Origin of the sequence: Aeromicrobium choanae, assembly GCF_900167475.1 — a bacterium.
GTDB classification, from domain to species: domain Bacteria; phylum Actinomycetota; class Actinomycetes; order Propionibacteriales; family Nocardioidaceae; genus Aeromicrobium; species Aeromicrobium choanae.
The window spans coordinates 2335016-2354564 of the sequence record NZ_LT796768.1 but is presented as its reverse complement, the minus strand read 5'-3'; the positions used below and the strand labels follow the sequence as shown (position 1 = coordinate 2354564).

Sequence of the window (19549 nt, the reverse complement as noted above, 5' to 3'; positions counted from 1 at the left end):
GGATCTCCTCAGCGGAAGGCGGCCCAGCCGCGTTCGATCAGGGCGGTGTGCAGGTGCTCGGCGACGCCGGCCTGCACCACGACCTCGACGACGCCGACGAGGCGTCCGAGCTCGTGGTCGATGCGCATGTCCTCGATGTTGACCCCGGCATCGCCGATGGCGGCGAAGAGCCGCGACAGCTCGCCCGGGGTGTCGTCGATGGAGACGAAGACGCTGGCGAGTGCCGCAGGCTGCTCGCCGTGCTTGCCGGGCACCCGGGCGACGCCCGCCCGGCCGCGGTCGAGGTGCTCGGCCACGGAGCCGTCGGCGCTGCGCACCGCGGACCGCAGGTCGTCGAGCCGGACCGCCAGGTCGTCGAGGATGTCCCCCACCTGGCCGGCGTTGCTGCCGATGATGTCGACCCACAGGCCGCGGTCACTGCCGGCGATCCGGATGACGTCGCGCAGTCCCTGTCCCGCAAGGGCCAGGTCGTCGCCGTCGGCCTGCGTGAGCAGTCCGGCGGTCAGCGCCGAGACCAGGTGCGGCACATGCGAGACGAGCGCGACGGCCCGGTCGTGGGACGCGGCGTCCATGCGGCGGACCACCGACCCGAGGGCCGTCGCGACCTGCTCGACCAGCGCGATCGCGCCGGGGTCGGTGCCGTCGGTGGGCACCACGGCCCAGGCACGGCCCTCGAACAGCAGTGCCGAGGCGGCCATCGGCCCGGAGCGCTCCTTGCCGGCCATCGGATGGCCGCCGACGAAGCGCGGATCGGTGAGCGTCCCGGACACGGAGCCCTTCACGCTGGCCACGTCGGTGACCACGGCGGAGGGGAACTCGGCGAGGGCGGCGCGGGCGGTGTCGACGACCGCGGCGGGCGGCACGGCGACGACGACGAGCGCGGGCGCCGCCACCGGGTCGGCCGTCCCGGCGCCCAGTGACGCGGCGAGCTCGACGTTCGAGGGACGCGCGTCCCGCAGGTGCACCTGAACGCCCAGATCGCGCAGCCCGAGCGCCACCGAGGTGCCGATCAGGCCGCAGCCGATGACCAGGACCGGCCCGGGCACGACAGGATCGGGCAGGGGGGCGGTCATGCCCCCACGCTATCGAAGAGCGCTCCGAGCTCCTCGCGCGACAGGTCCCGCATCGCCCCGGACCGCAGGTCTCCCAGGCGCAGTGGCCCGAACGCCGTGCGGGTCAGGTCGATCACCGGGTGGCCGACGGCGTCGAGGAGGCGCCGCACGATGCGGTTCTTGCCGCTGTGCAGGTCCAGCTCGACGAGACTGCGGCCGCGGCTGCGGTCGCGCACGACGAAGCGGTCGACCGCGGTGACGCCGTCATCGAGCTCCACCCCGGCGAGGAGCTGGCGCCCGATCGGCGCGGCGACCGTGCCCTCCACAAGCGCGACGTAGGTCTTCGTGACCTCGAACGAGGGATGCGCCAGTTGGTGGGCGAGGTCGCCGTCGTTGGTGAGGATGAGCAGGCCCGAGGTGTCGGTGTCGAGCCGGCCCACGTGGAAGAGCCGGTCCTCACGACCGGCGAGCAGTCCCGAGAGATCGGGGCGGCCCTGCTCGTCGGCCATCGAGCTCACGACGCCGCGCGGCTTGTTGAGCAGCACGTACGCGTGGTCGGACGGCGGCGGGATGCGCGCCCCGTCGACGCGGATGACGTCGTTCGCGGGATCGACGCGGGCGCCCATCTGCGTGACGATCTCGCCGTTCACCTCGACCCGACCGGTCGCCATCAGCTCCTCGCAGCGCCGCCGGCTGGCCACACCCGCCGAGGCGAGCACCTTCTGCAGGCGAATCCCCTCAGACATCGGCGCTCCCGGTCGGCTGGGCGTCGTCACCGGTGGGCTGCGGCTCGTCCGCAGGTGCCTCGCGATCGGCGGTCTGCTGCGCGACGCGCTCGAGCTCGCTGTCGAGGTCCTCGAGGTCGGGCAGCATCGGCGCCAGCTCGGGCAGCTCGTCGAGTCCGCTCAGGCCCATGCGCTCGAGGAAGTAGTTGGTCGTCCCGTAGAGGATCGCGCCGGACTCGGCGTCGTTGCCCAGCTCCACGATCAGCCCGCGCGTGACGAGCGTGCGGACCACGCCGTCCACGTTGACTCCGCGGATGGCCGAGATGCGCGAGCGGCTGACCGGCTGGCGGTACGCCACCACGGCGAGGGTCTCCAGCGCCGCCTGGCTGAGCTTGGCCTGCTGGCCCTCGAGCACGAAGGCGGACACGACGTCGGCGTACTCCTCGCGGCTGTAGAAGCGCCAGCCACCGGCGAGCTCGCGCAGCTCGAAGCCGCGCCCCTGCTCGGTGTACTCGGCCGCCAGGTCGCGCAGCGCCTGCTCGACCTCGACCGGCGGGTGCCCCACGGCCTGGGCCAGCACGAGGTGCTCCAGCGGCTCGTCGGCGATCATCAGCACCGCCTCCAGGCCGGGACGCAGGTCGACCGAGGGCCGCTCGTCGGCCGCCGGCACCCCCGACGCGTCGGGCTCGGCGGGCAGCTGGTCGTCAGTCTCGGTCATCGTCACTTCCGGTGGTCTCGGCCGTCGGGGCGTCCTGCGCCGCATCGAGGCCCTCGTCGGTCAGGGTCGGCTCGTCGAACTCGTCGCCCACGTCGATGTCGCCGTCGTCGGTGCCGGTCCAGCGCACCGTCAGCTCGCCCAGGGGCACGGCCTGCTCGAACGACAGCATGCCCTCGCGGAACAGCTCCAACAGCGACAGGAACCGCGCCACCTTCGTCTGCCCGTCGGGCGCGTCGGCGACGATCGCCCGGAACGTCAGGCTGCCCTCGCGGCGCAGCCGGTCGACCACGAGGTGGGCCTGCTCGCGCACGCTCACTGCGGGTGCGTGCAGGTGGGTCAGCGAGACCAGTGGCGGCAGCTTCGGGGCCAGCGCACCGGCGGCGAGCTCGGCCAGGTCCTGCGCGGTCGCGCGGATCTCCACCTCGGGCAGCAGCGTCGCGAAGCGCGGCTCGAGCGTCACGGCGCGGGGGTGGCGCAGCTGCGAGTTCTCGAAGCGCTCGGCCAGGATCCCCGCGACCGTCTTGAAGGCGCGGTACTGCATGAGCCGCGCGAAGAGCAGGTCGCGCGCCTCGAGCAGGGCCAGGTCCTCCTCGTCCTCGACCTCCGCCTGCGGCAGCAGCCGGGCGGTCTTGAGGTCGAGCAGCGTGGCCGCGATGAGCAGGAAGTTCGTCGTCTGCTCGAGGTCGTCCTCGAGCTCGCGGGTGTAGGCGATGAAGTCCGAGGTGACCACCGACAGGGCGACCTCGGTGATGTCGAGCTGGTGCTTGGAGATCAGCTGCAGCAGCAGGTCGAACGGGCCCTCGAAGTTGCCCAGCGAGACGGAGAAGCCGACATCGGGCGCCTGCGCGGGTGCCGGTTCGGTCACGGACACCGCGGCGCTCATTCCTCGCCGAGCCGGCGGGCGAGCTCGCTGTCGGCCCCGCGGGTCTCCAGGTCGGCCAGGGCGCCGGCGATCGCCGCACGCACGAGCCGGCCACGGTCGACCTTGCGGCCGAGGACGGACCGCAGCTCCAGGCGTGCCTTCTCGATCGCGAGCAGCTCGTCGCTGGTCAGGTAGACCGTCATCTTCTCGTCGTGCTTGACCCGGCCGCTGCCGGACGCGGGCACGGCGGGGGCGTCGTCGTTTCGGGAGCTGCTGGGTGCGGTCGGCCTGAACAGCTCGTCCGCACCCGGCAGGTTCACGCGTCGGGACACCGCTGCAGCACTTCCCTGGCGAGCTGGCGGTAGGCCTCGGCGCCCGGCGACGAGGAGGCGTACTCGGTGATGGGCTCGCCCGCGACGGTGGAGTCGGAGAACTTCACGGTGCGGCGGATGACGGTGTGGAAGACCGAGTCGCCCCAGCCGTCGACGAGCGTCTGCAACACCTCGCGGCCGTGCAGGGTGCGACCGTCGAACATCGTGCCGAGCAGGCCGATGACGCGCAGGTCGAAGTTCGTGCGGTCGCGGACCTTCTCGATCGTCTCGTTGAGCAGCGCGACGCCGCGCAGGGCGAAGTACTCGCACTCCAGCGGGATGACCACGCCGTCCGACGCGGTCAGCGCGTTGACGGTGAGCAGGCCCAGCGAGGGCTGGCAGTCGATGAGGATGACGTCGTAGTCGTGGCGGACGTCGCGCAGGGCACGGGCGAGCACCTGCTCGCGGCCCACCTCGGTGACGAGGCGCATCTCGGCGGCCGAGAGGTCGATGTTCGCCGGGACGAGGTCGAGGTTCTCCACGGACGTGCCGAGGATGATCTCCTTCATTGAGAGCTCGCGGTCCATCAGCACGTGGTAGATGCTCTGCTCGATTTCGTGGGCGTTGTAGCCCAGTCCGACCGTCATCGAGCCCTGCGGGTCGAAGTCGACGAGCAGGACGCGGCGGCCGAGCTCGGCCAGCGCGGCGCCGAGGTTGATCGTGGTGGTGGTCTTGCCGACGCCGCCCTTCTGGTTGCACATCGAGATGACGACGGCGGGGGCCTGCGTGCTGCGGGGTCCGGGTTCGGGAAGGTCGGGGAGGGGGCGACCGGTGGGTCCGAGTTCCGAACTGGGCATGTCGGTCACTGTACCGCTCACTTCAGCGCACGGGGATGGGACGCCGCGTACGTCTCGCGCAACTTGTCGATCGTCACGAGGGTGTAGATCTGGGTGGTCGTCACCGAGGCGTGACCGAGCAGTTCCTGCACCACGCGCACGTCGGCGCCGCCGTCGAGCAGGTGCGTGGCGAAGGAGTGACGCAGGGTGTGCGGCGAGACGTCGACCGTGAGCCCGGCGCGGCGGGCGGCCTTGGTCAGCACGGTCCAGGCGCTCTGGCGCGACAGCCGTCCGCCCCGGGCGTTGAGGAACACCGCGGGGCCGCTGCCGGCGGCCGAGGTCAGGTGCGGACGCGCCTTCGTGAGGTAGGCCTCGATCGCGTCGCGGGCGAACGAGCCGAGCGGCACGATCCGCTGCTTCGAGCCCTTGCCGGTGAGCAGGACGGAGGACTGCTCGAGGTCGATGTCGTCCACGTCGAGGCCCACGGCCTCCGAGATGCGGGCCCCGGTGCCGTAGAGGATCTCCAGCAGGGCCCGGTCGCGCAGCGCCAGTGCCGTGCCGGGCTCCCCCGCCGCCGTCAGCAGTGCCTCGACGTCCTCCAGCGGCAGCGCCTTGGGCAGCCGCGACGCCGGCCGCGGCGGCCGGACGGCAGCCGTGACGTCGTTGGTCACGAGCTGCTCGCGCAGGCAGAACCGGTGGAAGCCACGGACCGCCACGACGGTGCGCGCGACGCTCGACGTGCCGAGGCCCTGGTGGTCCTCGTCGCCGGCGCGCAGGGCGGCCGCGAAGGCCGTGACGTGCTCCTCGGTGATCGAGGCGGGATCGGCGACGCCCGCGCCCTGCAGGAACTCGGTGTAGCGACGCAGGTCGCGGCGGTACGAAGCGAGCGTGTTCTCGGCGAGACCGCGCTCCACCGCGAGGTGGGACAGGTACTCGGCCACGACGCGCTCGACCGCACCGCCGTCGGTCACGTCCGGGCCACCGCGAGGATCGCGACGATGGTCTTGGCGTCGATGATCCTGCCGTCCAGGCAGGCCGCCACCGCGTCGTCCGGGCTCACCCACCAGTGCGCCATGTCGGCCTCCTCGGCCTCGCGCTCGGTGCGATCGGCGTCGGCGACCGGCTCCAGCCCGGAGGCGTGGAAGATCGTGATCGTCTCGGTGGAGTACCCGACCGTGGGGGCGATCTGCACCAGCTCGCGCCAGTCGCGGGCGACGAGGTCGGTCTCCTCCGCGAGCTCGCGCGCCGCCGTCTGCTGCGGCGCCTCGCCCTCGATGTCCATCAGCCCGGCCGGGATCTCGAGCATCCGGCGGCCCATCGGGTGCCGGTACTGCTCGACGAGCAGGATCCGGCCCTCCTCGTCGACCGCGGCCACGCCCACCGCGCGGCGGGGCCTCACGACGACCCGGGGATGCGTGTCGCCGTCCGGCGCCTCGATCGTGTCGACGGTGAGGGTCAGGTAGCCGTTGTGGAACCCGATCTCGGAGCCGACCTGCGGCCACGTGCCGGGGCCGGCCTCGACGCGCTCCGCGAGCCGGCCCGGCAGCCGCGGATGGGCGGTCACGCGCCCTCGACCGGCAGCCGCATCTCGAGCTTGCGCTTGAGCGAGGCCCCGATCAGGCCGGAGAACAGCGGGTGCGAGCGCGTCGGACGCGAGCGCAGCTCGGGGTGTGCCTGCGTGGCCACGTAGAACGGGTGCACCTCGCGCGGGAGCTCGACGAACTCGACCAGGGTCGAGTCGGGCGACGTGCCCGAGAAGACCAGGCCCGCCTCCTCCAGCTGCTCGCGGTAGGCGTTGTTGACCTCGTACCGGTGGCGATGGCGCTCCTCGACCTTGTCGCTGCCGTAGAGCTCGCTGACGATGCTGCCGGGCTTGAGGCTGGCCGGGTAGAGGCCCAGGCGCATGGTGCCGCCCAGGTCGCCCGCTCCCTCGACGAACTCCTGCTGCTCGGCCATCGTCGCGATGACCGGGTGCTCGGTGGACGGGTCGAACTCCGAGGAGCTCGCGTCCTCGATGCCCAGCTCGGTGCGGGCGTACTCGATGACCATGCACTGCAGGCCCAGGCACAGCCCGAGCACGGGCACCTGCTGCTTGCGCGCGTACGTCAGGGCACCGAGCTTGCCCTCGATGCCGCGGATGCCGAAGCCGCCGGGCACGCAGATCCCGTCGACGTCGCCGAGGTGCTCGGCGGCGCCGGCCTCGGTGGCGCACTCGTCCGAGGGGACCCAGCGCAGGCGGACCTTCACGTCGTTGGCGAAGCCACCGGCGCGCAGCGCCTCGGCCACCGACAGGTACGCGTCCGGCAGGTCGATGTACTTGCCGACCAGGGCGATCGTGACGTCCTCGGCCGGGTCGTGCACCCGGCGCAGCAGGGCGTCCCACTCGGTCCAGTCGACGTCACGGAACGGCAGGTCGAGGCGGCGGACGACGTACGCGTCCAGCCCCTCGGAGTGCAGCACCTTCGGGATGTCGTAGATCGAGGGGGCGTCGACGGCCGTGACGACCGCGTCCTCGTCGACGTCGCACATGAGCGAGATCTTGCGCTTCACGCCGGCGGGCACGGGACGGTCGGAGCGGCACACGATCGCGTCGGGCTGGATGCCGATCGAGCGCAGGGCCGCGACCGAGTGCTGCGTGGGCTTCGTCTTGAGCTCGCCGGCCGGACCGATGTACGGGATGAGCGAGACGTGCAGGAAGAAGACGTTGCCGCGTCCCACCTCCTGGCGGACCTGGCGGGCCGACTCCAGGAACGGCTGGCTCTCGATGTCGCCCACCGTGCCGCCGATCTCGTGGATCACCACGTCGACGTCGGGGCCGCCCATCGACAGCATCCGGTCCTTGATCTCGTTCGTGATGTGCGGGATGACCTGCACGGTGTCGCCGAGGTAGTCGCCGCGGCGCTCCCGGGCGATCACGTCGGAGTAGACCTGGCCGGTCGTGACGTTGGCGCGTCCGACGAGGTCCTCGTCGAGGAAGCGCTCGTAGTGGCCGATGTCGAGGTCGGTCTCGGCGCCGTCGTCGGTGACGAAGACCTCACCGTGCTGGAACGGGTTCATCGTGCCCGGGTCCACGTTGAGGTACGGATCGAGCTTCTGCATCGTGACCCGCAGGCCACGCGACTTGAGCAGCCTGCCGAGGCTGGAGGCGGTCAGGCCCTTGCCGAGGGAGGACACGACTCCACCGGTGACGAAAACGTGCTTGGTGACGGCGTTAGTTGCCAACATGACTCCCGTGGGTCCGGTTCGGATGCGGAACCGGGCGGTGCCTGCGGCAGCGTCCGGGGGTCGAGGAACCGTCGCGCGGGATCGGTTCGACTCGGGGCTCCACGGAACTCCAGCCTACCATCGCGACCCGGCGGCCGAGACCATCTGGGCCCATCCGCCCTGCGGTGCGGCCCGACTCAGTTCGGGACCGGGCCGTCGGCGGCGCGGGAGGTGCCCCAGGCACCCGACTGGCCCGCGGCCTCACGGATCAGGCCGAGCACGGCGTTGACACGGCCGGAGCCGGTGTCGGTGACGTCGACCGTCGAGACGTTCGCCGCGGCGTCGCTGCCGCGGACGGCGTTGACCACGCCGTTCTCGCCGGAGGAGACCGGACCGACGACGGCCACGCCCTGGCTGCCGGCGTCGAGCCCGGCCACCATGCTGGACACGACCGTGCCCTCGCCGCCCGACGACGCGCCCGCAGGCCCGGAGACGACCAGGACGAGCTGCGCCGACACCTCGGGATCCTGCTCGGCGTCGAGCAGGCCGCCTTCGGTGAAGGCCGAGCGGATCGTGCGGGCCGTCTCGTCGAGCGACCCGTCGCCCTGCGTCAGGTAGCCGCGGGCCAGGGCGGCGCCGACCTTGCCGTAGTCGCTCTCGGCGGCGGCCGCGTCGGGATCGGACTGGGCGGCCACGCCCTCGGCGAACTGGCGGTTCGCCGGGGACAGCAGCTTGCCCGTGAGCTCGACCTGGCCGGTCACGCGGGCGCCGGCGGTGGTCAGGTTCTCGATCAGCGAGTCGACCTCGTTGTCCCGTGCCCCCGGCGTGGTGAGCAGCAGGACGGTGCGGTCCTTGAGCTTGTCGCGCAGCAGCCCCGGCGCGGTCATCGACGCGTACCCGGCGTCGAAGCCGGCGAGCGCCGGGCTGATCTCGGCGGTGTCGGAGGAGCTCGAGGTCGCGGCGGCGTCGCTCTCGTCGAGCAGCCCGGCGCCCACGGCGATGCCGGCGGCGAGCGCCAGCAGCACGGCTGCGAGGGAGATGACGTGGTAGCGCAGGTTGATCACGGGAGAAGTCCTTCGGTCCAGGAGGTGACACGGTCGGCCACGGGCGCGAGCCACTCATGACCGAGAGGGGTGGTGGCCACGGCCGCCACGACGGCGACGATGCCGGCGACGAGCAGCAGCAGCGGCGTGACCCAGCTGAGGCGCTGGCGGGCGAACCAGCGCACCGCCTGGGCGTCGACGACGCGCGAGCCGGCGCGCAGCCGGGCGATGAAGGTGCCGGCGGCGTCCGCGGTGTCGCCGTCGACGAGGTCGACGAGCCGTGTCGGACCACCCACGAGCACGATGACGGCGGCCTCGTTCTGGTCGGCCAGGAGCACCGCGAGGTTGTCCGGCGTGCCCGTGGCGGTGAAGATCACGGGCTGGCGACCGTGCGCCTCGAACTGCTCCGGGCGGTCGAGCCGACCCGAGGGCGAGACGATGACGACCTCTCCGGAGCGCTCGATCATGCGGCCGGAGAACTCGTCGCCCCGCCCGACGAGCAGGTGGGGTCGCAGGCCCGCGGCGATCAGGAGCTCGGCCCCGCCGGCCACGCCGACGAGCACGGGGTCGTTGTCGCGCACGAACGAGCGGATCGACTTGAGGTCGCTGGCCGCGTCGGGGCCATCGGTCACCACCACGACGGGACGACCCTTGATGTCGGTCGAGACGGCCGGGATCCCGGCGCCCTCGAGCAGCATGGCCCGGTCGCGGCGCAGGGTGTCGGCGGCATTCGTGACGATGGAGTCGAGCTGGCTCGACAGTCCCGAGGAGGCCTCGTCCAGCTGGTCGCGCACGCGCGACTCGGTCATCTCGATGCCGGTGGCCACCGCGGTGTCGCCGAGGTGGACTGCACCGCCGTCCACGCGCACGACGTCCCCGCTGCGCAGCGTCTGCCACACCGACTCGCCGACCCGGTCGACCAGCGGGATGCCGGCGCCGGCCAGGACCTGAGGGCCGAGGTTGGGGTAGCGCCCCGTGGAGGACGAGGACACGTTCAGGACGGCCGCGACGCCCTTCTCCACCAGCACCTGGGCGGTGTCGGCACCGAGGTCGGTGACGTCCACGACGACGACGTCGCCCGAACGCACCGACGACAGGTCGGCGCCGTGGCGGCACAACCGTGCCGGGCCGACGACGCCGGGACCTTCGGGAAGGGCGCGATGCTTGCGCTTCAAGATGGGCATGATGCCTTCCATGCAACCTGCGTTCCATGAGGATTCACCCTCGACACGCCGGTTCGGTCCCGAATGTGACGAACTCAGGGGGTGCTGGCGAGCTCGAGCAGCTCGCGTGCGTGCTCCTGCGCGGCGGACGAGTCGTCCAGTCCCGCCAGCATCCGGGCCAGCTCGTCGACCCGCCCCGCGTGGTCGAGCCGCAGCACGCTGCTGCTGGTGACGGTGCCGTCGTCGGACTTGCTGACGACGAAGTGGGCGTCGGCGAACGCAGCCACCTGGGGCAGGTGCGTCACGGCGATCACCTGGGCGTGCTTGGCCAGGCGCGCCAGCCGACGGCCCACCTCGACGGCCGTGCGGCCGCCGATCCCGGCGTCGACCTCGTCGAAGACGAGCGTGGGCACGGGGTCGCGCCCCGCGAGCACCACCTCGATGGCGAGCATGAGGCGTGAGAGCTCACCACCGCTGGCGGCCTTGGCCAGCGGACGCGGCTCCGCACCGCTGTTGGCGGCGAACCAGATCTCGACGTCGTCCGCGCCGTGGGCACCCGGATCGCCCGGGACTACCCGGATGTCCAGGTGGGCCGACGGCAGGGCCAGGTCGGCGAGCTCGCGCCCGACCTCCTCGGCCAGCTGCTCGGCGGCCTTCGTCCGGGCGGCGGTGAGCCGGCCCGCGAGTTCGACGACGCGAGCGCGCACGGCGTCGGCCTCGGCCTCCAGTCGCTCGATCGCGGTGTCGTCGAGGTCGAGCTCGAGGACCTCCGCCCGGGCGCGGTCGGCCCAGGCGATGACCTCGTCGAGTCCGGGCCCGTACCTGCGCTGGAGCGCCGTGAGCGCCGCGCGACGATCCTGGACGGCGGCCAGGCCGGCCGGGTCGAGGTCGATGTCGGAGGCGTAGGCCGCCAGCTCGGAGGCGATGTCCGTGAGATCGATCGCCGCACGCTTGAGCCGGTCGCCCAGCGCCTCGAGGCGGGGGTCGTTGCCGGCCACGGGCTCGACCACGGCCCGGGCGGCGGCCAGGGCGGCGGCGGCGGAGTGCTCGTCCTCCGACAGCGCGACCGACGCTCCGGCGGCCGCGGCCGCGAGGGACTCGGCGTGCGCCAGCCGGTTCTCGCGCTGGACCAGCTCCTGGTCCTCGCCCGGCTGCGGGTCGACCTCGTCGATCTCGTCGAGGGCGTGACGGAGCAGGTCGAGTCGCTGCACCCGCTCCCCCGCGTGGGTGCGGAGGTCGTGCAGCCGGGCCTTCACCTCGCGCAGGCGCTGGTAGTCGGGCTGGTACTGGGCGAGCAGGTCGGAGACCTCGGTGCCGGCGTAGCGGTCGAGTGCCCCGCGCTGCTCCTGGGGACGGACGAGACGCTGCTGGTCGGACTGGCCGTGCACAGCGACGAGCGAGTCGGCCAGCCGTGACAGCAGGCCGGCCGGGACGGTGGTGCCGCCGGCGAGCGCGCGGCTGCGCCCCTGGCTGGTCAGGATCCGTGCGAGCACGAGGTCGTCGTCGACCTGGCCGCCGGCCTCCTCGACCAGCGCGGTGACCTCGGGCGTGGCCACGACCGAGGCCTCGATGCGCGCCCGGTCGGCGCCGCGGCGCACGAGGGCCGAGTCGGCGCGCTCGCCGCGCAGCAGCCCCAGCGCCGTGACGACCATGGTCTTGCCGGCACCGGTCTCACCGGTGATGACGGTGAAGCCGGGACCGAGGTCGAGCTCGGCCTCCTCGATGACGCCGAGCGAGGCGAGGCGCAGCGAGTGCCACATCAGCGCTCCCCCGCGGCCCGGCGGGAGGCCTCGGACGAGCCACGCCAGCCCGACACGGGCAGCTCGAACTTGCGCACGAGTCGGTCGGCGAAGGAGGCGGGGTGGACGCGTGCGAGCCGCACGGTCTCGACACCGCGCCGCACCTCGACGCGGGCACCGAGCGGCAGGTCGGAGGCCCTGCGGCCGTCGCACCACAGCACGCCCGTGGCCGACGCGCCCACCACCTCGACGGCGAGCGTCGACTCGGGCGAGACCACCATGGGACGGGCGAACAGGGCGTGCGCGCTGATCGGCACCATGAGCAGCGCCGACACCTCGGGCCACACGACCGGGCCGCCGGCGCTGAAGTTGTAGGCGGTGGAGCCGGTGGGGGTCGCGCACACGACGCCGTCGCAGCCCATCCTGGACACCGGACGGCCGTCGATCTCCACGACGACCTCGAGCATCCGCTCGCGGGAGGCCTTCTCCACGGACGCCTCGTTCAGCGCCCAGTTCGTGGCGACGACCTCGCCGTCCTGCAGCACCAGCACGTCGACGGTCAGGCGCTCCTCGACCGTGAGGTCGCCGGCGATCACCCGCTGGGCCACCAGGTCGAGGTCCTCCTCGTCGGCCTCGGCGAGGAACCCGACGTGCCCGAGATTGACCCCGAGCAGGGGCGTGCCGGTGCCGCGGCACAGCTCGGCCGCTCGCAGGATCGTGCCGTCACCGCCGAAGACGACGGTCAGCTCGCAGTTGCGTGCGGCGCCCGGCTCGGCGGGGACGGTCACGAGATCCACGGCCCCGGCTCCCGCGAGCGCCTCGGCCTCCTCGCCCTCGAGGACGCGGACCTCGATCCCGGCACCCTGGAGCGACGCGGCGAAGTCGGCGGCGATCCGGGGGGCGCCGTTGCGCAGCGCGTGGACCGCGAGCAGCACACTCCTCATGAGTCGCTTCCTTCCGTCGGGTGTCGCGTGGCGAGGGGTCCGGCCGCGACGACGGCTCGCGCCATCTCCTCGTCGGGAGCCGGCGCGTCGGTCCTCAGCCAACAAAAGTACTCGACATTCCCGGCGGGGCCGGGCAGCGGACTGGGCGCGAGCGCGCGCGTCCCCCAGCCTCCGGCCCAGGCTGCCGAGGTGACGCCGTGCACCGCGCCGGCGTGGAGCTCGGGGTCACGGACGACGCCGTTCTTGCCGAGGTTCTCGCGTCCCACCTCGAACTGCGGCTTGACCATGAGGACGAGGTCGCCGTCGGGCCTGCACACCGACATGAGCGCCGGCAGCACGATCGTCAGCGAAATGAACGACAGGTCGGACACGACCAGGTCGACGGGCCCGCCGATGAGCTCGGTGTCGATCGAGCGGACGTTGGTGCGGTCGAAGACGTGGACGCGAGGGTCGGACTGCAGCGACCAGACGAGCTGGCCGTAGCCGACGTCGACGGCGACGACCTCGGCGACCTCGCAGCGCAGCAGGACGTCGGTGAAGCCACCGGTGGAGGCACCCGCGTCGAGGGCGCGCCGCCCCCGGACGGTCAGCCCCTGCGGTTCGAACACCTCGAGGGCACCGAGCAGCTTGTGGGCGCCACGGGAGGCCCAGCCGGGATCGTCGCCATCGCGGACGACGATGGCCTGGTCGGTCGTGATCTGGGTGGCGGGCTTGCTCGCGGCGTTCCCGGCGACCAGCACGCGTCCCTCACCGATGATCGTCGCGGCGTGGTCCCGTGACCTGGCGAGCCCTCGGCGCACCAGCTCGGCGTCGAGCCGCACCCGGCGGCTCATCGACTCACCCGCGGGTCCCGGACGAGCCGGCCAGCTGGTCGCGCAGCACCCGGTGCACCGCCTCGAACACCCTCGGGTGCTCGGCGACGTCGAGATCGGCGAGCGTGCCGAGCAGCGCCTCGGCCTCCTCGATCGAGGCCGGCTCGGCCTCCGGCGTGCCGTCGGCGGTGGGTTCGGCGGTCATGCGTCGATTGTCTCATTGACGCTGAGGTGAACGTCCGATTCGGCGCGGCACGCCCAGCCGAGTCCGACGATCGCGCGGAGCGTCTCGGTGGAGGTGCCCTCGGTCACCACGGTGAGGGTCCGGTCGCGCAGTTCTACCCGTGCGCTCCCGCAGTGGGCCACGCGATCGGCGATGACCACGGCGGGGTGGGCGTCGTGCAGTGCGGCCAGATCGGCGCCGACGAAGTCGGGGTGCACGTCCGCGACGGCGTTCACGACATCGGCGAGGGTGTTGACGCCCGTGAGGACGAACAGGGAGGTGATGCCGGCACGGCGGGCGCCGAGGATGTCGGTGTCGAGCCGGTCCCCCACCATCAGCGGCGAGGCCGGCGCGAGGCGCTCCATCGTCTCCTCGAACAGGGGCGCGTACGGCTTGCCGGCGACGACGGGCTCCTGCCCGGTGGCCAGTCGCACGGCGTGGACGAGGGCGCCGTTGCCGGGCGCGATCCCCTCGGCCGTCGGGATCGTGAGGTCGGTGTTGCTGGCATACCAGGGCAGGCCGGACTGCACCGCGTAGGCAGCCTCGGCGAGGTCCCGCCAGCCCAGGTCGGGTGTGTACCCCTGGACCACGGCGGCGAGACCAGCCGCGTGCCGGTCGCCGGTGGGGACGAGGCCGCGCGCACGCAGGGCCTCGCGCAGCCCGTCGCCTCCGATCGCCAGCACGACGGCACCCGCGGCCAGGTCGTGCGACATGACCCCGGCGATCGCCTGCGCGGACGTGACGATGTCCTCGACCGAGGGCGTCAGACCGAGCTGGGCGAGGTGCTCGGCCACCGCCTCCGGCGGCCGGTTCGCGTTGTTCGTGAGGAAGGCCAGGCGAGCCTCGCGGACCTCCCTGAGCGCCTCGACGGCGCCGGGCACTGCCTCGCCCCCGCGGTAGACCACGCCGTCGAGGTCGAGCAGCACCGCATCGTGCGACGCGACGAGCGGGGTGTCCGTGGCTGCCAGCGTCATGCGCTCGAGGCTACCGGGGGTTCGGGGAGCCGAGTCAGTGACCCGAGATCGACGTAGACCCGGCTGGACACACCACCGCCCTTGCTGGAGAAGAGGCGGCGGAGCTCACCGCTGACCTCGACCCGGTCACCCGGATTCAGTCGCAGGGCCTTGCCGCGGAGGCGTGAGGTCCACGCCGAGCAGTCGAAGGTGTCGACGAGCTGGCGCGACCGCCGCCGCGCGGCGGCGCTGCGCTCGACCATGAGTCGGAAGGAGACCAGCTCGTCCCCGCTGGGCAGGGTACGGATCTCGGCGGCATCGGCCACGCGTCCGCGGAGCAGGACCTGGTTGTCGGCGTCGTTCATGGCGTCAGCCTCCCGCGCTCCGGGGGAACGACGACAGGGCCCACGCGCAGCCTGTGGACGGCGCGCGTGGACCCTGGAACTTCTGTGGACGATCAGCCCTCGAGTGCGGCGAGCCGCTCCTCGACATCGGTCAGACCGTTGCCGTCGGTGCCGGCCACGCGGTGGAACCACGTGATCGCCTCGTCCTTGCGGCCCGCGGCCAGCAGGGTGTCGGCATAGGCGTAGCGCAGTCGGGTGACCCAGTCGGCGCGGCCCTTGGTGGTGAGCGGCTCGGACTCGAGGATCTGCAGCGCCGCGTCGACCTGTCCCAGGTCACGACGGGCACCGGCCACCACGATCGACAGCTCCGTGTTGCCGGCCTCGTCCAGGTGCGAGCGGATCTCGGCCTTGTCGTACTCCAGCGCCTTCTCGGGACGCTTGAGGGCGCGCTCGGCGTCAGCCATCATCGGAGCGTAGACCTGGCGGCCGGTCATGCGCTTGGCCGCGCGGAACTCGCTGAGCGCCTCGGCCCAGTTGCCGCAGGCGTAGGCGGTCTCACCGGTGGCCTCGCGCACCAGGCCCACGCGCATCGCCCGCGCACGGGCCGCGAGCGCGTGCTTGTGAGCGAGCTCGGGGTCCTCGTGCAACAGGACGCCGGCCATCACGAGGTGACGAGCTACCTTCTCGGCAAGCTTCTCGGGCAGGCCCTGCAGCTCCTGGCGGGCGAACTTGTCGAGATCCTTGGCGCTGACGTCGTCCGGGATGGCGGGACCGTCGTAGATCTTCTGGGACTCGGTACGGTCGCCACCTGCCTGGGGACGGCCGGCGCGGTCGGGCCGGTCGTTGCGTCGCGGGGCGCCGCCGGGACCGGATCGTCCACCGGGTCGGCTACCGCTGTCGGGGCGTCCGCCACCGGTGCCGGGACGCGAGCGTCCGGCGCCTCCGCTGGGCCGTCCACCGGTGGGCTTGCCACCGCTCGACTTGCCGCCGCCACCGGGCTTACCGCCACCGGGCCGGCCGTTGCCGGGCTTTCCTCGACCCTGGGGTCCGGAGTTGCGATGATCGGCCATGATTCTGGGTCCTTCCAAGGAAAAATGCCTCGTATGGAGGCACAAATGCAGCAAGGCCGCTCCCAAAGGGAGCGGCCTCGCGCTAATGATTGTCCGGCGACGTCCTACTCTCCCACACCGTCTCCAGTGCAGTACCATCGGCGCTGAAGGGCTTAACTTCCGGGTTCGGAATGTAACCGGGTGTTTCCCCTTCGCCATGGTCGCCGAAACTCTATGGAGATATCAACAAGCCTAGTGGCGACGAGCATCGGCGCAATGCCGATCTCGTGTTGCCTGGCTCCCGATCATATCTCGGGAACCTCACAGTGGACGCGGTATATCTTTGTAAGAAACAAGCCCTCGGCCTATTAGTACCGGTCAGCTCCATGTGTTGCCACACTTCTACTTCCGGCCTATCAACCCAGTGGTCTGCTGGGGGCCTTACCTGGTTAACCAGTGGGAAACCTCATCTTGAAACATGCTTCCCGCTTAGATGCTTTCAGCGGTTATCACTTCCGAACGTAGCCAACCAGCCGTGCTCTTGGCAGAACAACTGGCACACCAGAGGTTCGTCCACCCCGGTCCTCTCGTACTAGGGGCAGCCTTTCTCAAGTTTCCTACGCGCGCGGCGGATAGGGACCGAACTGTCTCACGACGTTCTAAACCCAGCTCGCGTGCCGCTTTAATGGGCGAACAGCCCAACCCTTGGGACCTGCTACGGCCCCAGGATGCGACGAGCCGACATCGAGGTGCCAAACCATCCCGTCGATATGGACTCTTGGGGAAGATCAGCCTGTTATCCCCGGGGTACCTTTTATCCGTTGAGCGACGCCGCTTCCACATGCCAGCGCCGGATCACTAGTTCCGACTTTCGTCCCTGCTCGAGCTGTCACTCTCACAGTCAAGCTCCCTTGTGCACTTACACTCGAAACCTGATTGCCAACCAGGCTGAGGGAACCTTTGAGCGCCTCCGTTACATTTTAGGAGGCAACCGCCCCAGTTAAACTACCCATCAGGCACTGTCCCTGATCCGGATAACGGACCTAGGTTAGATATCTAGTACGACCAGAGTGGTATTTCAACGTTGACTCCACCTGAACTGGCGTCCAAGCTTCACAGTCTCCCACCTATCCTACACAAGTCGAACCAAACACCAATACCAAACTATAGTAAAGGTCCCGGGGTCTTTCCGTCCTGCCGCGCGTAACGAGCATCTTTACTCGTATTGCAATTTCGCCGAGTTCATGGTTGAGACAGCGCCCAAGTCGTTACTCCATTCGTGCAGGTCGGAACTTACCCGACAAGGAATTTCGCTACCTTAGGATGGTTATAGTTACCACCGCCGTTTACTGGGGCTTAAGTTCTGTGCTTCGCTTGCGCTAACACGTCCCCTTAACCTTCCAGCACCGGGCAGGAGTCAGTCCATATACGGCGTCTTTCGACTTAGCATGGACCTGTGTTTTTAGTAAACAGTCGCTTGGGCCTGGTCTCTGCGGCCTTCAACGCTTCTGGGAGCAAGTCCCATAACGCATCCGGCCCCCCTTCTCCCGAAGTTACGGGGGCATTTTGCCGAGTTCCTTAACCATGATTCTCTCGATCACCTTAGTATTCTCTACTTGACCACCTGAGTCGGTTTGGGGTACGGGCGGCTCTGAATCTCGCTAGATGCTTTTCTCGGCAGCATAGGATCACTCACACTCCACTAAGTGGGTGGCATCGGCTCTCAGACATATGAGTGACGGATTTGCCTATCACTCGTCCTACGACCTTACCCGTGGACTACCATCGCCACGGTTGAGCTACCTTCCTGCGTCACACCATCGCTTGCCTACTACCAGATCGGGTCATGCGCTCTGCCTGACCATTGTCTCCGAAGAGACGGTAGGTCAGGTTTCGGGCACTTAGCATCACTGGATTCAGCATGGGCGATTCAATGCCGGTACGGGAATATCAACCCGTTGTCCATCGACTACGCCTGTCGGCCTCGCCTTAGGTCCCGACTTACCCAGGGAAGATTAGCTTGACCCTGGAACCCTTGGTCATTCGGTGGAGGAGTTTCTCACTCCTCATTCGCTACTCATGCCTGCATTCTCACTCGTGTCGCATCCACGGCTGGGTTACCCCGCCGCTTCGCTCGCGACACGACGCTCCCCTACCGATCCACACGGCTGGACCACGAAGGCCTACCTCATGTGTGAATCCCATAGCTTCGGTGGATTGCTTGAGCCCCGCTAAATTGTCGGCGCGGAATTACTTGACCAGTGAGCTATTACGCACTCTTTCAAGGGTGGCTGCTTCTAAGCCAACCTCCTGGTTGTCTCTGCGACTCCACATCCTTTTCCACTTAGCAATCGCTTTGGGACCTTAGCTGATGGTCTGGGCTGTTTCCCTCTCGACTACGGAGCTTATCCCCCGCAGTCTCACTGCCACGCTCTAACTTACCGGCATTCGGAGTTTGGTTGAGTTCAGTAAGCTTGTAGGCCCCCTAGCCCATCCAGTGCTCTACCTCCGGTAAGAAACGCGTGACGCTGCACCTAAATGCATTTCGGGGAGAACCAGCTATCACGGAGTTTGATTGGCCTTTCACCCCTATCCACAGCTCATCCCCCCAGTTTTTAACCTAGGTGGGTTCGGTCCTCCACGCGGTCTTACCCGCGCTTCAACCTGGCCATGGATAGATCACTCCGCTTCGGGTCTAGATCGTGCAACTCAAGCGCCCTATTCGGACTCGCTTTCGCTACGGCTACGGCACTCGCCTTAACCTTGCTACACAACGCTAACTCGCAGGCTCATTCTTCAAAAGGCACGCTGTCACAGTTTCGAAAAACTGCTCCAACGGATTGTATGCACATGGTTTCAGGTACTATTTCACTCCCCTCCCGGGGTACTTTTCACCTTTCCCTCACGGTACTTGTCCGCTATCGGTCATCGAGGAGTATTTAGGCTTAGCGGGTGGTCCCGCCAGATTCACACCGAATTTCAGGGGTTCGGTGTTACTCGGGATGACGCACAAGAGCCATGAGCTTACGGTTACGGGGATCTCACCCTCTGTGTCGCGACTTTCCAGTCGGCTTCACCTTCACTCATGGTTTATGACTCTTTGACTGTTCGGCAGAACAGTCGGTGCGGTCCCACAACCCCCTGGATGCAACGCCTGCCGGCTATCACACATCCAAGGTTTAGCCTCTTCCGGTTTCGCTCGCCACTACTACCGGAATCACTGTTGTTTTCTCTTCCTGTGGGTACTGAGATGTTTCACTTCCCCACGTTCCCTCCAGACGCCCTATGTGTTCAGGCGCAGGTACTCAGACTTTCCTCTGAGTGGGTTTCCCCATTCGGACATCCCCGGATCACAGCTCGGTTGTCAACTCCCCGGGGCTTTTCGCAGACTCCAACGTCCTTCATCGGCTCTCGATGCCAAGGCATCCACCATGTGCACTTAGTAGCTTGTTGTTACTACAAAGATGCTCGCGTCCACTGTGAAGTTCTCAAAATACGATCGGTCCCGTACTCGGTTCCACGCCTGCTCGATCAAGATCGAGTGGTTCGTGGGGGTGTACGGTCCGAGGGT

18 protein-coding genes and 2 rRNA genes are annotated in these 19549 nt (G+C 69.4%); all 20 read right to left on the bottom strand.

Features of this window, described 5'->3' with window-relative positions; all coding sequences use genetic code 11:
• Positions 1-8: 8 nt before the first annotated feature.
• The gene (locus B5D60_RS11260; protein ID WP_078700247.1) at positions 9-1073 is read right to left on the bottom strand and encodes a prephenate dehydrogenase; all 1065 of its coding nucleotides are present in this window, start codon (positions 1071-1073) and stop codon (positions 9-11) included.
• Positions 1070-1798, bottom strand: a complete 729-nt coding sequence (locus tag B5D60_RS11255) for a pseudouridine synthase (RefSeq protein WP_078700246.1) — start codon at positions 1796-1798, stop codon at positions 1070-1072. Before B5D60_RS11255 ends, B5D60_RS11260 begins: the two co-directional genes overlap by 4 nt.
• Positions 1791-2495: an SMC-Scp complex subunit ScpB gene (scpB, locus tag B5D60_RS11250; protein WP_078700245.1), complete on the bottom strand. Its 705-nt coding sequence runs from the start codon at positions 2493-2495 to the stop codon at positions 1791-1793. Before scpB ends, B5D60_RS11255 begins: the two co-directional genes overlap by 8 nt.
• Positions 2482-3366 (bottom strand): segregation and condensation protein A, encoded by an 885-nt coding sequence (locus tag B5D60_RS11245; protein WP_407922757.1) that lies wholly within the window; start codon positions 3364-3366, stop codon positions 2482-2484. Before B5D60_RS11245 ends, scpB begins: the two co-directional genes overlap by 14 nt.
• A gap of 8 nt (positions 3367-3374) precedes the next feature.
• The gene (locus B5D60_RS11240) at positions 3375-3653 is read right to left on the bottom strand and encodes a hypothetical protein (RefSeq protein WP_407922766.1); all 279 of its coding nucleotides are present in this window, start codon (positions 3651-3653) and stop codon (positions 3375-3377) included.
• 20 nt (positions 3654-3673) lie between these two features.
• The gene (locus tag B5D60_RS11235) at positions 3674-4525 is read right to left on the bottom strand and encodes a ParA family protein (protein ID WP_078701401.1); all 852 of its coding nucleotides are present in this window, start codon (positions 4523-4525) and stop codon (positions 3674-3676) included.
• A 17-nt stretch (positions 4526-4542) separates the two neighbouring features.
• A complete protein-coding gene (xerD, locus tag B5D60_RS11230; protein WP_078700242.1) occupies positions 4543-5475 on the bottom strand; it encodes a site-specific tyrosine recombinase XerD in 933 nt (310 codons plus the stop codon).
• Positions 5472-6068, bottom strand: a complete 597-nt coding sequence (locus B5D60_RS11225) for an NUDIX domain-containing protein (protein ID WP_078700241.1) — start codon at positions 6066-6068, stop codon at positions 5472-5474. Before B5D60_RS11225 ends, xerD begins: the two co-directional genes overlap by 4 nt.
• Positions 6065-7729, bottom strand: coding sequence for a CTP synthase (locus B5D60_RS11220; protein ID WP_078700240.1), 1665 nt, complete (start codon positions 7727-7729; stop codon positions 6065-6067). The genes B5D60_RS11225 and B5D60_RS11220 overlap by 4 nt, the downstream gene beginning before the upstream one ends.
• Before the next feature lie 176 nt (positions 7730-7905).
• The gene (locus B5D60_RS11215) at positions 7906-8772 is read right to left on the bottom strand and encodes a copper transporter (protein ID WP_172806340.1); all 867 of its coding nucleotides are present in this window, start codon (positions 8770-8772) and stop codon (positions 7906-7908) included.
• A complete protein-coding gene (gene steA / locus B5D60_RS11210; protein ID WP_153302990.1) occupies positions 8769-9935 on the bottom strand; it encodes a putative cytokinetic ring protein SteA in 1167 nt (388 codons plus the stop codon). The genes B5D60_RS11215 and steA overlap by 4 nt, the downstream gene beginning before the upstream one ends.
• Positions 9936-10009: 74 nt before the next feature.
• Positions 10010-11674, bottom strand: coding sequence for a DNA repair protein RecN (gene recN, locus B5D60_RS11205; RefSeq protein ID WP_078700237.1), 1665 nt, complete (start codon positions 11672-11674; stop codon positions 10010-10012).
• A complete protein-coding gene (locus B5D60_RS11200; protein WP_078700236.1) occupies positions 11674-12597 on the bottom strand; it encodes an NAD kinase in 924 nt (307 codons plus the stop codon). The genes recN and B5D60_RS11200 overlap by 1 nt, the downstream gene beginning before the upstream one ends.
• On the bottom strand, positions 12594-13430 hold the full coding sequence (locus B5D60_RS11195) for a TlyA family RNA methyltransferase (protein ID WP_078700235.1): 837 nt from the start codon (positions 13428-13430) through the stop codon (positions 12594-12596). Before B5D60_RS11195 ends, B5D60_RS11200 begins: the two co-directional genes overlap by 4 nt.
• 4 nt (positions 13431-13434) lie before the next feature.
• Positions 13435-13614, bottom strand: coding sequence for a hypothetical protein (locus B5D60_RS11190; RefSeq protein ID WP_078700234.1), 180 nt, complete (start codon positions 13612-13614; stop codon positions 13435-13437).
• Positions 13611-14606: an HAD-IIA family hydrolase gene (locus tag B5D60_RS11185; protein WP_078700233.1), complete on the bottom strand. Its 996-nt coding sequence runs from the start codon at positions 14604-14606 to the stop codon at positions 13611-13613. Before B5D60_RS11185 ends, B5D60_RS11190 begins: the two co-directional genes overlap by 4 nt.
• On the bottom strand, positions 14603-14950 hold the full coding sequence (locus tag B5D60_RS11180) for a single-stranded DNA-binding protein (RefSeq protein WP_078700232.1): 348 nt from the start codon (positions 14948-14950) through the stop codon (positions 14603-14605). Before B5D60_RS11180 ends, B5D60_RS11185 begins: the two co-directional genes overlap by 4 nt.
• A 92-nt stretch (positions 14951-15042) precedes the next feature.
• Positions 15043-15999: a tetratricopeptide repeat protein gene (locus B5D60_RS11175; protein ID WP_078700231.1), complete on the bottom strand. Its 957-nt coding sequence runs from the start codon at positions 15997-15999 to the stop codon at positions 15043-15045.
• Positions 16000-16090: 91 nt separating this feature from the next.
• Positions 16091-16207, bottom strand: a 5S ribosomal RNA gene (gene rrf, locus B5D60_RS11170).
• A gap of 119 nt (positions 16208-16326) precedes the next feature.
• A 23S ribosomal RNA gene (locus B5D60_RS11165) occupies positions 16327-19431 on the bottom strand.
• Between the last annotated feature and the right edge of the window lie 118 nt (positions 19432-19549).